The organism is Pelagibacterium sp., assembly GCF_035555455.1.
Lineage (GTDB): Bacteria > Pseudomonadota > Alphaproteobacteria > Rhizobiales > Devosiaceae > Pelagibacterium.
Window position 1 is genome coordinate 87,924 of sequence record NZ_DATMGM010000025.1, and the last position, 13,438, is coordinate 101,361.

A 13,438-nucleotide genomic window follows, 5' to 3' on the forward strand; every position below is an offset into this window, starting at 1 on the left:
ACCGCGGCGCATTGTGGCCGCGGTTTCTTTTTCAGGCGACGTCATGATCGATACCCGTTTTCATCACAGCACTGCACCGGTCGCCCTTTCGGACCTGCTCTCAGCCTCAGGCCACTCCGACCTGGCAGCGCATCTTTCAGTTGATCCGGTTGTGCAAGGCGCGAGCGATCTGAGCGACGCGGTCGCCGGCAGCATTTCCTTTGCCGGCAGCCGTGCCTATGCCGATCAACTGGCGTCCAGCCGGGCGGACGTCGTGCTGATCACAGTCGATCTGAGCGACGCCGTGGCCAAGGGGGCCGTGGCGGTCGTTTGCGACAATCCCTATGATGTCTTCGTCGATATCCTCAACATTCTCTATCCGGACGACAGCGCTTGCGTCATCCGCGCCGCCATCCTGGATGAACCGGCACCGCTGCTTGAACCGGGCGTGATGCTTGGAGCCAATGTCTCGATCGGAGCGGGGGCCGAGATCGGTGCCGATACGGTGATCGGCGCCAACAGTGTGATCGGGGCCGGGGTCGCGATTGGCCGCGATTGCATCATCGGCGCCAATGTTTCGATTTATTGTGCCTACCTGGGCAACGGGGTCGTCGTGCAGCCCGGCGTGGTGATCGGCGGCGAAGGTTTCGGGTTCCAACTTCGGCGGGAAGGGCACCGCAAGATTCCGCAATTGGGACGCGTCATCATCCAGGACCGGGTTGAATTGGGTGCCAATACGACTGTCGATCGCGGGACGCTCGGTGATACGGTGATCGGCGAAGGAACAAAGATCGACAATCTGGTTCAGATTGGGCACAACTGCAGAATCGGACGCAATTGCGTTATCTCGGGGATGTGCGGGCTGAGCGGCTCGACTATTCTGGAGGACGGAGTTGTGATGGGGGGCGGGGCGGGCACTGCCGGGCATCTTCGGTTGGGCGCGAACACCCGCGTTCTAGCGCGTTCCGGTGTTACCCACAGCTTTCCGGCCGGCTCCAATATTGCCGGTGCGCCAGCTCAGGATGTAAGAATGTGGAAGCGGGAAATCGCTGCCATAAGACGATTGTCGAAAGGGGACAAAGTGTGAGTACGCTCAGCGAGACTACGGCCCGCCAGACGGCCGAACTCTCCAGCATGGATATCGACGCGATTCTCAAGGCGCTGCCGCATCGCTATCCGTTCCTGATGATCGACCGCATCATCGAAATCGATGGCGACGATTCCGCTATTGGCATCAAGAACGTGACGTTCAACGAGCCGCAATTCGCAGGACATTTCCCCGAAGAGCCCATCTTTCCAGGCGTTTTGATCATCGAGGGGATGGCCCAGACTGCGGGGGCTATCGTCATCAATCTTGAAAATCAGTCAGGCGGTAAACATCTTGTTTATCTGCTGACAGTGGATGGCGTGAAATTCCGCAAGCCCGCCAGACCAGGCGATCGGCTCGAATACCACATCAAAAAGATTCACCGGCGCAAGACCGTAGGCCGTTACGAGGCCAAGGCCATAGTCGATGGCGTCGTTGTTGCAGAAGCCGAGATCGGTGCGATGATCGTCAAGGAACAAGAGTGACCGCCGCAATTCATCCAAGCGCAATCGTCAGCGACAAGGCGAAAATCGGTGAAAATGTCAGGATCGGTCCCTATTGCATAGTCGGCGATAATGTCGTGCTCGATCGCGATGTGACGCTGGTTTCGCACGTCTCCATCGATGGAGACACCGCGATCGGCGCCCGCACCACAATTCACCCTTTTTCGTCCATCGGGCAGCCTCCGCAGGATCTCAAGTTCGAGGGCGAAGCCAGCACGATCAGAATCGGCGAAGACTGTGTGTTGCGCGAATACGTGACGGTCAACCCCGGCACCTCCGGGGGCGGTATGGAGACGCGTGTCGGCAACAACTGCCTGCTGATGGTCGGCGTTCACATCGCTCATGATTGCCGGGTCGGCAATCATGTGGTGATGGCCAATCAGGCCTCATTGGCCGGCCATTGCGAGATCGGCGATTATGTCCGGTTTGGCGGCATCTGTGGCGTACATCAGTTCGTCCGTATTGGTGACCACGCGTTTGTCGGTGCAATGAGTTTCGTCGAAAACGATGTCATCCCCTATGGCTCGGTTCTGGGCAATCGCGCTTATCTGGGCGGGTTGAACCTTGTCGGCCTGAAGCGCCGAAAGTTCGACCGGGAGTCCATCCACGCTCTTCGCGCTGCCTATCGCATGATCTTTTCCAACGAAGGCACCTTGCGTGAGCGGATCGAGGATGCAGCCGATTTCTTCAAGGGCCAGAAGCTGGTTGAGGACGTGATCGAGTTTATTCGTCAGCCGTCCGACCGGGCCCTGTGCATGCCGCGCAACGGCACCCATACGGAACAATGAGCGGGCCGGGTCGGCTGGCGCTGGTCGTCGGCTCCGGCGATCTCGTCCCGCAGGCCATAGCGGCCGCGCGGGACGCCGGATGGGAAGTGCGGGTGCTTGCCCTGCATCCGCGTGAGGATCTGGCCGCAGAGCAGCCTTTCCAGATCAAGGTTTCCCGCCCAGATCAGGTCCTGCGTGAGATCCGCAGGTTCAAGGCGACCCATGTATGTGCCGTCGGCGCCATGCATATGTCTGATCGCGAACGGGAAAGTTTTGCTCAATTCGCGGGCGAGCAACAGCCCGAATCCAAGGGTGACGGGAAGCTGTCGCAGCTTGGTTCTGCGCTGCTTCGCATGCTCGGCCTACCCTTCATCGGCGTCCATGAAATCGTCGCCGACCTGCTTGCACCCGAAGGCCCCTTCGGCGCCGTTCCGATCGAAGGAGATTTGCTCCGCACTGCCGAATTCGCAGTGTCCACAGCCCGCAAGGCGGGGGCGCTCGATCTCGGCCAGGCGCTGGTGGTGGCCGGCGGACGCGTGATCGCCACCGAAGATATCGGTGGCACCGATGAGTTGCTCATGCGCTGCCGCGTCTATCGGGATCGGGGACTGATCGGCGACGGGCACGGCTATATCGTGCTTGGCAAGACCTCCAAGCCCGACCAGCCTCTCCATATCGACCTGCCAGCCGTCGGCATCCGCACGGTCGAGCTTGCCCGTGAGGCAGGTATTTCAGCCATTGCCATCGAGGCTGGGAGAACCCTTGTAATCGGGCGGGCCGAGATGGTCGCTGCCGCTGATGCGGCTGGCATTGCGCTCATCGGCTTTGCGATTCCCAATGGCTAGCCTATTCATCCTCGCCGGCGAGGCGTCTGGCGACCGGATCGGCGCCAACCTCATGCACGGCCTGCGCCATGAACGCCCGGACCTCATGATCAACGGCGTCGGGGGCGACGCCATGGAAGCAGAAGGGCTGCGGTCCCTGTTTCCGATCGATGATCTGGCGGTCATGGGCTATCGCGACGTGATCCTGCGCCTGCCAAGGCTGCTGTGGCGCGCCAACCAGGTCGTCTCCTCCATCCTGCGCGATCGCCCCGATGCCGTTGTGCTCATCGATGCTCAGGTGTTTTCCAGGGTGGTGGCCGGACGGTTGCGCCGGCGCGGCTATCGCGGCGCGATCCTGCTCTACGTGGCCCCCGCAGTGTGGGCCTGGGGGGCGGGGAGGGCAAAAAAGCTCTCGGGCCTATTCGATCAGGTGCTCAGCGTTCTGCCATTCGAACCCGAAGCGATGCGCAGGCTGGGCGGGCCGCCAACGGTCTATGTCGGCCACCCCGCACTCCAGCGTTATCCGTTTCGCTCGACTCAGCCTGCGTCCGGCCCAATCCTGCTGCTACCAGGTAGCCGTACCAGCGAAATCGAAAAACACATGCCCATGTTTGGAGAACTGGCGGGCAGGTTGGCGTCACACCCCCATGTAACGGGCTTTGCGATCCTCTCCACCCGATCTCAAGCGCCCCGCATCGCTCGCATGATTTCCGATTGGCCGGTGCCCGCCGCTCTGCTGGTCGAGCCTGAACAGCGCAGCAACGCTCTACACGAGGCTTTGGCGGCGGTTGCTGTAAGTGGCACCGTGACCCTGGAATTGGCGCTCAGCGGCGTGCCCCACATTCTGACCTATGTGGCCGAGGGGGCTCAGGTGCGGTTGTTCAAGAAAGCCACAAGCCGCTTTATCGGCCTGCCTAACATCATCGCCGGTCGGCAGATCGTCCCGGAAATCCTGTTTGCCCATAAGGGCAAAGCCGATGAACTCACTGCGGCCGCTGATACGCTGCTGGACGATCCCAAAGCCCTTGCGGCGCAAGTTTCCGGCTTTCGCGACGTGCGCTCGCTCATGGAAAAAGGGGCGCCGGAAGCGCCCCTTGAAAATCCTGTTCAGATTGTTCTGACCTGGCTACCCGCCTGAAGCCAAGGCTTCAGCGCCGGGCAATATCCACATAGTCGCGCTGGACCGCACCCTTGTACAACTGACGCGGGCGACCGATCTTTTTCTGCGGATCGCCGATCATTTCCTTCCACTGAGCAATCCACCCCACTGTGCGCGACAGCGCGAAAATGGCGGTGAACATCGAGGTGGGGAAGCCGATGGCGTCAAGGATGATGCCCGAATAGAAGTCGACGTTGGGATAGAGCTTGCGTTCGACAAAATAAGGGTCTTCAAGCGCGATCTTTTCCAGCGCCTGCGCAACCTGAAGGGTGGGGTTGTTTTCGACACCCATCAGCGCGAGCACTTCCCGCGCGGATTCCTGCATCACGGCAGCGCGCGGATCATAGTTCTTATAGACCCGGTGCCCAAAGCCCATCAGGCGGAAAGGGTCGTTCTTGTCCTTGGCGCGTTCGATAAATTCCGGAATGCGATCGACGCTGCCGATTTCACGCAGCATGTTGAGCGCGGCCTCATTGGCACCGCCATGGGCCGGCCCCCAGAGGCACGCAACACCCGCCGCGATGCAGGCAAAGGGGTTCGCGTCAGATGACCCCGACAGACGAACCGTCGAGGTCGAGGCATTCTGCTCGTGATCGGCATGCAGGGTGAAGATGCGATCCATCGCCCGCGCCACCACCGGGTCGACCTTGTATTCCTCGGCCGGCACGGCAAAGCACATGTGCAGGAAGTTGGAGGCATAATCGAGATCGTTGCGCGGATAAACGAAAGGCTGCCCGACCGAATATTTGTAAGCCATCGCCACGATGGTGGGCAGTTTGGCCACCATGCGGATTGAGGCGATCTCGCGCTGTTCAGGATCGGAAATGTCGGTCGAGTCATGGTAGAACGCGGCCATGGCGCCGATCACGCCCGTCACAATCGCCATCGGGTGGGCATCGCGGCGGAAACCACGGAAGAAATAATGGATCTGTTCGTGAACCATGGTGTGGCGGGTCACGCGGATTTCGAAGTCTTTCAGTTCCGCGCTGGTCGGCAACTCACCATAGAGCAGCAAATAGCAGACTTCGAGGTAGGAGCTTTTATCCGCAAGCTGTTCGATGGGATATCCGCGGTAGAGCAATTCGCCCTTGTCACCATCGATAAACGTTATGGCGCTGTCGCAAGCCGCTGTCGAGGTGAAGCCCGGATCGTAGGTGAAAAGGCCGGTCTTCGAATAGAGCGATCGGATGTCGATGACATCAGGGCCCACCGTGCCACTGAGAACCGGGAACTCATAGGTCTGGTCGCCCAGAGTAAGTTTTGCGGAGTGTTCGCTCATCAAGTGCCTCGCGGGTTCAATGGGCTCAGGCACCGCGAGCGTGGAGCTCGCTCAAAACTGAGCACACACAACGGCTTCGTAAAATGCTTCGCTTGGGTATCCGAATTTGGGGAGCCATGCAACTGCGTCATGGCTCTTGACGTATAGGTAAGACGAAAAGCTGATGCGCTCCTACGCCTGCACAAATGTGGCGGTCGCATCCGCCAGCCGGGCCAGGCTTTCCTCGCGCCCGATCAGGACCATCACTTCAAACACACCTGGCGAAACTGTCCGTCCGGTGAGGGCAGCGCGCAGCGGTTGGGCAATCTTGCCAAGCTTCAGGCCAGCTTCTTCGGCGTAGGAGCGCGCTGTTCCATCGAGGTTTTCAACGTTCCAGTCGTCAAGGTTTGCAAACTTGGCAGAGAGCCCGACCAGATGGGTGAGGCCATCTTCGTTGAGCAAGGCCGCTGCCTTGTCCTCAATCACCACGGGACGTGAGGCGTAGATGAACTGGGCGAGATCGATCAGTTCGAGCACGGTCTTGGCGCGTGGCTGTAATTCCGGAATTGCGGCCAGAACCGTATCCTTTTTGGAAACGAGCCCGGCATAGTCGGCGTTGCGGCCGGTCTCGGACGCTGTGTCGACCATAATGTCATAGAGCCGTGCGGGATCGGCGGCGCGGATATAATGGCCGTTCAGATTGTCGAGCTTGGCGAAATCGAAACGCGAGGCACCCTTGTTGAGCGCTTCCAGCGAGAACCATTCCACCATCTGGTCGGTCGAAAAGATTTCATCGTCACCATGGGCCCAGCCCAGCCGGGCCAGATAGTTGCGCAGCGCTTCCGGCAAATATCCCATCTGCCGGTAGGCTTCCACGCCCATCGCGCCATGACGCTTGGACAGCTTGGCGCCATCAGGTCCGTGGATCAGGGGGATGTGCGCCATTTCGGGCACGGCCCAGCCCATCGCCTGATAGATGACGATCTGGCGTGCGGCATTGGTCAGGTGATCATCGCCGCGAATGATGTGGGTGACGCCCATGTCGTGGTCGTCCACCACCACGGCATGCATGTAGGTGGGCGTGCCATCCGAGCGCAGGATGATGAAATCATCAAGGTTTTCAGCCTTGAACACGACGTCGCCCTGTACCCGGTCCCGAACGACGATGTCGCCCGATTGCGGCGCCTTGATCCGGATCACGGGCTCGACGCCCTCTGGCGCTTCAGACGGATCGCGGTCGCGCCACCGTCCATCATAGCGAGGCGGGCGGCCTTCTGCGCGCGCCGTTTCGCGCATCTCGGTGAGTTCTTCGGGCGAGCAATAGCATTTGTAGGCGTTGCCCGATGCGAGCAGCTCCCGCGCCACTTCCGCGTGCCGGGCGGCGCGCGCGAACTGGGAGATGGGCTCGCCATCCCAGGTCAGTCCGAGCCAACTTAAGCCATCGAGAATGGCCGTGACCGCTGCGTCCGTCGAACGCTCGCGGTCGGTATCCTCAATCCGCAGCAGCATCTTTCCGCCCGTGTGCCGCGAAAACACCCAGTTGAAAAGGGCGGTACGGGCGCCGCCGATATGCAGAAAACCGGTGGGAGAAGGGGCAAAACGCGTAACGACGGGTGTGGACATTTGGGCTTACCGCTTGGAGATTTCTTGGCCCCGTGTGTACCATAGCACCCGCCGAGCGCAAGGGTGGGGGCGCGGGGGGATGGGGCAAACAGTCACAAAGTTCGGGATTTTCGCGGACTGGCGAAATCAGTTTGCCGACGCGGTGTCGGACGCTGTGACCCAGAGGCGCAATTTCGTCTTGTGGCCGTTTGTGATGATCCTCGGACTGGCGACTTACCGAAGCCTGCCCGTCGAGCCGCAACCGGTGACGCTGGTGATGGCCCTCCTGGCCTTTCTCATATTGGAGATTGCCCGGCCCAACAGCAACGGCTTCGCACAGATGGGCATGATTTTTTGCTTGGGAATCATGCTGTTACCGATTCATGGTGCGCTTCTGGGAACGGCGATGCTCGACGCGCCGCGCTATGGAACCTATACGGCAAGGGTCGATTCCATCCCGTTCAACGATGGCCAGCAACAGCGCTGGATCCTCTCCGATATCGAGGGGGACGAGGCGTGGACGGTGCCGCCGGTGCGCCGGGCCAGAATCGTCGTTCAGGGCGATTATCCGGTGGTGCCCGGAGACAGGATCGAGGCGCGCATCCGGTTCTACCCGGTACCGGCCCCCGCGGTGCCCGGGGGGCACGACTCACAATTTGCAAGCTATTTCAGCGGTATCGGTGCTTATGGGAATGCTTTTGATGAGGTCATCGTTACGCCCGGAACAAGCAAAACGCTCCAGCGCATCGTGGAACACGCCCGCAACGCCATCACCGCCCGCCTGGTCAATCAACTGGGAGACAGGATCGGGGGCATCGCGGCGGCGCTGATCTCCGGCGACCAGAGCCGGATTTCGGACGAGGATTATGACGTGATGGCCCAGGCGGGGATCGTGCATGTGATCTCGATCTCGGGCCTGCATTTGACGCTGGTTGCCGGGACCATGCTGCTCTGTGTGCGCTTCGTGCTGGCGCTCGGGCACGGGGTGACCCAGCGCTGGCCGATCAAGAAAATCGCCGCCGTGTTCGGTATCGTCACCGCTATCGGCTACATGATGCTTTCAGGAATGGTCATTCCGGCGGTCCGCTCGACCATCATGCTAGGCCTTGTTTTTGCTGCGATAATTGCCGGACGACAGGCACTGACCATGCGCAATGTCGCCATCGCTGCCCTGATCATCATCGCTGTTGAGCCAGCCAGCGTGTTCCGCCCGTCCTTCCAGCTGTCGTTTGCCGCCGTCGTGGCCCTGATAGCGGCCTATGAACTGGTGCGCAGGCGACGCGAGGCGCGGCAGGGTCCCGCGAGGGGCAGGGTATGGCGTATGTCGATCGACGTTGCCATGACCAGCCTGATCGCCGGACTGGCAACGCTGGTGTTCACCGCATACCACTTTCAGCAGACCGCGCCGTTCGGGGTATTGGGCAATCTGATGGTGATGCCCGCCGTCAGTTTCGTCATGATGCCAGCGGCACTGTTTGGGACTCTGCTGCTGCCATTCGGGCTGGAAGGCCCGGTTTACATGGCTTTGGGGTGGAGCGTCGAGTTCATGCTGTGGTGCGCGACGTTCGTGCGCGACCTGGCCGGAGGGTTTGATCCCAGCCCGATCCTTGCCCCATCTGCGCTGCTGGTGACGCTGGCGGCGCTCGCCTGGCTGGCCTATTTCCGTGACGGGATCAGACTGTTGGGGCCGCTGCTGGCGGTGCCGGTGATTGCGGTGTGCTGTCTTGAGCCGGTACCCGATATCCTGATCGCCGACCAGAGCCAGGCGCTGGCGGTGCGCCATGGAGGGGAACTTGCCCTGATTGCGGGACGCCTGAACACCTTTGCCACCAATGTCTGGTCGGAACGCTACATCACCGACATTGGTAAGTCCCATGAAAATAACCATTGCGATTCAATGGGATGCGTTATCGATTCCGACAAAGGGTTCACGCTGGCGCTGGTCAAGACGCGGGCGGCATTCGATGAGGATTGCCGCGTAGCCGACATTGTGGTGACGCGCCTCGTGGCGCCATCAGCCTGCCGCGAGGTGGCGCGGATGGTGGTGGACGCCAGCGACCTTGAGCGGCTTGGGGCGCATATGATCGGCTGGAACGAGAAGGCGCTGACCGTGAGAACGGCGATCGATCCGCCGGATCGTCCATGGCGGATCGGTAGTGTAAGCCGTTGAAATATCGGCTTAATAGCGGCGCAGAAGACCGACCAGACGCCCCTGGACCTTGACCCGGTCCGGGCCGAAGATGCGGGTTTCGTAAGCGGGGTTGGCGGCTTCGAGGGCGAGGGCATTGCCCTTCTTGCGCAAGCGCTTGAGCGTGGCTTCCTCGTCATCGACAAGCGCAACCACAATCTCCCCGTTGCCGGCGGAATCCTGCTTGCGAATCAACACTGTATCGCCATCGAAGATGCCCGCATCGACCATGGAATCCCCGCGAACCTCAAGGGCGAAATGCTCGCCCGTGCCCAGCATTTCGGGGGGGACGGCGATGGTGTGGGAGTGGGTCTGGATCGCTTCGATGGGCACACCAGCGGCGATCCGGCCCATCACCGGAATGGCGACGGAGCTACTGGGGTCCGGGGTGGAAGCCGTTGATTTTGCGGGGACTTTTCCAAGATTACCCTCGATGACGCTGGGCTCGAACCGGGCCTTGCGGCCACCCAATGAAGGGTTCATGGAATCGGGGAGCTTGATCACTTCCAGCGCCCGGGCCCGGTTGGGCAGGCGGCGGATAAACCCGCGCTCTTCCAATGCCGTGATCAGACGATGAATCCCGGATTTCGATTTAAGATCAAGGGCTTCCTTCATTTCATCAAACGAAGGAGGGATGCCGCTTTCTTTCATCCGTTCATGAATGAACATCAAAAGTTCATGCTGCTTATGCGTCAACATTGGCGATTCCCCCACCAGTATCGAATCGGAACAAATATTGAACTTTTATATATGTTCTGTAAATGTTCCGCAAGTGGGTTGCCAATTCCCGTGTCAACATTTGGGATAAAATGTATGGACTTGTGCGAAATTAAGAGCCGGAATGCCTAAACAATCCTCTCTTTGTTCGATGAGCACTTCGGCATCGGCCAGAGACGACAGATGCCCGCTGTCGGTCTGTAGGATCGGCTCGACCAGTGTGCCCCGCTTCGGGTCGCTGATCAGCCGCCCACGCCGGAAATGACGGCGGGGTCCATTGGGGGGCAGCGGCGCGGCGAGCGGAAGGAAAAAGGACGGCGGGGGAGCGGAGCCGACGAGAGCGAGAAGGGCGGGCACAACGAACAGGCGCGCGGTGACCAGCGCCGATACGGGATTGCCCGGAAGGCCGAAAACAAGAGTGCGGCCCCGGCGCCCGACCATCAGGGGGCGGCCCGGGCGCATGGCGATGCGCCAGAAGTCGATATCGACCCCATTGGCGCGCAGCATGTCCTGAACGTAATCGTGTTCGCCCACACTGGCCCCGCCAGTGGTGACGAGGATGTCAGGGGCAGCGTCCAGCGCCGCGGCAAGGGCCGCGCCCAGAACCTCGCGATCATCCGGGACGATGCCCAGATCGGTGACGGTGCTGGCATAGGGGGCAAGGAAGGCGGACAGGCCGGTCGAGATCGAGGCGACGATCTGGTCGGGGCCGACCGTGCTGCCGGGCAGAACGAGTTCATCGCCTGTGGCCAGAAGCGCGACCCGGGGCAGGGTGGCGACGCTGAGCGTATCGACGTTACCCGCCGCAACGAGGGCGAGGCGGGCGGGGGTCAGCCTCGCGCCAACGGGGACCAACGCATCGCCAAGTGCGAAATCGGCGCCCCGGAACCGGATATTGAGACGGGGCGCGACGGTCTGCTCGAAGTGAATTGCCGCGCCGTCAGCGTGGGTGTGTTCCTGAATGACCACAGCATCGGCCCCTTGCGGGACCGGAGCGCCGGTGAAAATGCGGGTGCACTGGCCGGGGCCGATGGTGCCGGAAAATCCCGAACCGGCCTGCGCCATGCCGATCATCTCCAGCGTTGCGCCGGGGGCGACATCCGCGGCGCGGACGGCATAGCCATCCATGGCGCTGACATCGAAGGCGGGATTGAACAGGCGCGCGGTGATGGGGGAGGCTGTGGTGCGCCCGGACGCAGCGGACAGAGCAACGGTTTCGGCTGGCAGCGGGGTGATGGCGGAGAGAACGCGCGCCAGGGCCTCATCGACGGAAATCATGGGGTGGCCCGTGAGAAATCGCCCGATTTGCCGCCGCTTTTTTCCATAAGCTGCAGATCGGTGATGGTCATGGATTTATCGAGGGCCTTGGCCATGTCGTAAAGGGTGAGGGCGGCGACAGAGGCGGCGGTCAGCGCTTCCATCTCGACGCCGGTGCGACCCACGGTTTCTACAGTAGCGCGAATAGAGATGGTGCCCGTCTTTTCGCCCGGTTCAATGTCCACCGCGATCCGGGTGATGGGGATGGGGTGGCAGAGCGGGATCAACTCGGACGTCTTTTTGGCAGCCATGATTCCGGCAACACGAGCCACGGCAACCGCATCGCCCTTTTTCAGCTCGCCGCCAAAAATGGCGGAGACGATATCGGGGGTGGCGTTGAAGGTGGCTCCGGCCACGGCCCGACGGGCGGTCTGATCCTTGCTGCTGATATCGACGATGCGGGCCGCGCCCTGATCATCGAGATGGGTCAGCCCGCCGCCCATGGCTCAGGCTCCGGTCAAAAGGGCGTGGGTGGCCGCCGTCACGTCATCCTGACGCATCAGGCTTTCGCCGACGAGGAAACAGCCAACGCCGGCGGCGGCCTCAAGGTGGCGCACATCCTCATGGGTGAAGATGCCGCTTTCCGACACCAGCAGGCGATCGTCGGGTACCATGCCAGCAAGGGCAATGGTGGTATCGAGGGTGACCTCGAAACTGCGCAGATTGCGGTTGTTGATGCCGATAAATTCGGCCCCCAGCGCCACGGCGCGCTCCATCTCGGGCGCGTCATGGACCTCGACCAGAGCATCCATGCCCCATTCGGCGGCGGCGTCGAGCAAATGGCGGGCGGCGGTGTCATCGACGGAGGCGAGGATGATCAGGATGCAGTCAGCACCCCAGGCGCGCGCTTCGGCGACCTGATAGGGCTCGAACAGGAAATCCTTGCGCAGAACGGGAAGGGCAGTCGCCGCGCGGGCTTCGCCCAGAAATTCCGGCCGTCCCTGAAAGGACGGAGTATCGGTTAGAACCGAAAGACACGCGGCTCCGCCAGCCTCATAGGCCTTGGCGAGGGCAGGTGGATTGAAGTCGGCGCGGATCAGGCCCTTTGAGGGGCTGGCTTTCTTGACCTCGGCGATAAGACCGTATTCGCCCGCTGCGCGTTTGCGCTTGAGGGCATCGACAAAGCCGCGCGGGGCGTCGCGATCGCGGGCGGCGGCGGCCAGTTCGGCCAGCGGCAGGGCGGCTTTGGCGGCGGCGATTTCCTCGCGCTTATAGGCTTCGATCTTACGCAGGATATCGGTCATCTAGTTCCTCGCTACGGCGATCAGCTTGTCCAGCGTCGCCTTCGCCCTGCCGCTGTCGATCAGCTCGGCGCCCATCGCCACGCCATCGCGCAGGGTTTCAACCTTATCAGAAATGATCAGGGCCGCCGCGGCGTTGAGCAACACGATGTCGCGATAGGGGCCCTTTTCCCCATCGAGCATCCGGCGCAGGGTGGCGGCGTTGTATTCGGGATCACCACCGACGATGTCCTCAAGGCTCACGCGCTCCAGGCCGGCTTCCTCGGGCGTGACTTCGAACGAGGTCAGATTGCCGTCGCGGATCTGGGAGACGAAGGAGGGGCCGGTGGTGGACAGTTCATCGAGCCCGCTATGGCCGAAAACCACCCAGGCGGTCTGGGCCTGATTGGCCAGCAGCGCCGCGGCGACCGGTTCGACCCATTCGCGGTCGTAAACGCCGAGCAGATAGCGGCGGACGCCAGCGGGGTTGGACTGGGGCCCGAGCAGGTTGAACATGGTGCGCACGCCCATTTCCGCCCGCGCCGGACCGACATGACGCATGGCGGGGTGGTGGTTGGGAGCGAACATGAAGCCGATGCCCGCTTCGCTGATACAGGCGGCGATGCGTTCAGGCGACAGGTCGAGCTCGATGCCGAGCTTTTGCAAGGCTTCTGCCGAACCCGATTTTGAAGACAGGGCGCGATTGCCATGTTTGGCGACGGGAACACCGGCGGCGGCAACCACGAATGAAGCCCCGGTCGAGATGTTGAGGGTACCCGCACCATCGCCGCCCGTGCCCACGATATCGATGGCATCG

General features: G+C 61.6%; 13 protein-coding genes. 6 read left to right on the forward strand and 7 right to left on the reverse strand.

The window, feature by feature from the left end:
• Positions 1-43 precede the first annotated feature (43 nt).
• Genes lpxD through VNS12_RS04525 form a run of 5 tightly spaced genes read left to right on the forward strand, consistent with a single transcriptional unit; the run spans position 44 to position 4,298 of the window.
• Positions 44-1,066, forward strand: coding sequence for a UDP-3-O-(3-hydroxymyristoyl)glucosamine N-acyltransferase (gene lpxD, locus VNS12_RS04505; protein WP_325486644.1), 1,023 nt, complete (start codon positions 44-46; stop codon positions 1,064-1,066).
• A gap of 47 nt (positions 1,067-1,113) precedes the next feature.
• A complete protein-coding gene (gene fabZ, locus VNS12_RS04510) occupies positions 1,114-1,551 on the forward strand; it encodes a 3-hydroxyacyl-ACP dehydratase FabZ (protein ID WP_325486660.1) in 438 nt (145 codons plus the stop codon).
• Positions 1,548-2,357 (forward strand): acyl-ACP--UDP-N-acetylglucosamine O-acyltransferase, encoded by an 810-nt coding sequence (gene lpxA, locus VNS12_RS04515; RefSeq protein ID WP_325486645.1) that lies wholly within the window; start codon positions 1,548-1,550, stop codon positions 2,355-2,357. The genes fabZ and lpxA overlap by 4 nt, the downstream gene beginning before the upstream one ends.
• Positions 2,354-3,181, forward strand: coding sequence for a UDP-2,3-diacylglucosamine diphosphatase LpxI domain-containing protein (gene lpxI / locus VNS12_RS04520; RefSeq protein WP_325486646.1), 828 nt, complete (start codon positions 2,354-2,356; stop codon positions 3,179-3,181). Before lpxA ends, lpxI begins: the two co-directional genes overlap by 4 nt.
• Positions 3,174-4,298, forward strand: coding sequence for a lipid-A-disaccharide synthase (locus VNS12_RS04525; protein ID WP_325486647.1), 1,125 nt, complete (start codon positions 3,174-3,176; stop codon positions 4,296-4,298). The genes lpxI and VNS12_RS04525 overlap by 8 nt, the downstream gene beginning before the upstream one ends.
• Positions 4,299-4,308: 10 nt before the next feature.
• On the opposite strand, the gene gltA is transcribed toward VNS12_RS04525, so the two are convergent.
• Together gltA and gltX are read right to left on the reverse strand one after the other, a co-directional pair.
• On the reverse strand, positions 4,309-5,598 hold the full coding sequence (gene gltA, locus VNS12_RS04530; RefSeq protein WP_325486648.1) for a citrate synthase: 1,290 nt from the start codon (positions 5,596-5,598) through the stop codon (positions 4,309-4,311).
• A 171-nt stretch (positions 5,599-5,769) separates the two neighbouring features.
• The gene (gene gltX / locus VNS12_RS04535; protein WP_325486649.1) at positions 5,770-7,200 is read right to left on the reverse strand and encodes a glutamate--tRNA ligase; all 1,431 of its coding nucleotides are present in this window, start codon (positions 7,198-7,200) and stop codon (positions 5,770-5,772) included.
• A 79-nt stretch (positions 7,201-7,279) separates the two neighbouring features.
• Here gltX and VNS12_RS04540 point away from each other — a divergent pair, with 79 nt between their 5' ends.
• Positions 7,280-9,349 (forward strand): ComEC/Rec2 family competence protein, encoded by a 2,070-nt coding sequence (locus tag VNS12_RS04540; RefSeq protein ID WP_325486650.1) that lies wholly within the window; start codon positions 7,280-7,282, stop codon positions 9,347-9,349.
• A 9-nt stretch (positions 9,350-9,358) separates the two neighbouring features.
• On the opposite strand, the gene lexA is transcribed toward VNS12_RS04540, so the two are convergent.
• The 5 genes from lexA to trpD form a co-directional block, all read right to left on the reverse strand.
• Complete coding sequence (gene lexA / locus VNS12_RS04545) at positions 9,359-10,066, reverse strand: transcriptional repressor LexA (RefSeq protein ID WP_325486651.1); 708 nt, start codon at positions 10,064-10,066, stop codon at positions 9,359-9,361.
• 93 nt (positions 10,067-10,159) lie between these two features.
• Positions 10,160-11,362: a molybdopterin molybdotransferase MoeA gene (locus VNS12_RS04550; protein ID WP_325486652.1), complete on the reverse strand. Its 1,203-nt coding sequence runs from the start codon at positions 11,360-11,362 to the stop codon at positions 10,160-10,162.
• Positions 11,359-11,844 carry a cyclic pyranopterin monophosphate synthase MoaC gene (gene moaC / locus VNS12_RS04555; RefSeq protein ID WP_325486653.1) on the reverse strand — a complete coding sequence of 162 codons (486 nt, stop codon included), beginning with the start codon at positions 11,842-11,844 and terminating at the stop codon, positions 11,359-11,361. Before moaC ends, VNS12_RS04550 begins: the two co-directional genes overlap by 4 nt.
• A gap of 3 nt (positions 11,845-11,847) precedes the next feature.
• A complete protein-coding gene (gene trpC / locus VNS12_RS04560; protein WP_325486654.1) occupies positions 11,848-12,645 on the reverse strand; it encodes an indole-3-glycerol phosphate synthase TrpC in 798 nt (265 codons plus the stop codon).
• On the reverse strand, positions 12,646-13,438 hold a 793-nt coding region (gene trpD / locus VNS12_RS04565; RefSeq protein WP_325486655.1), incomplete at its 5' end, for an anthranilate phosphoribosyltransferase.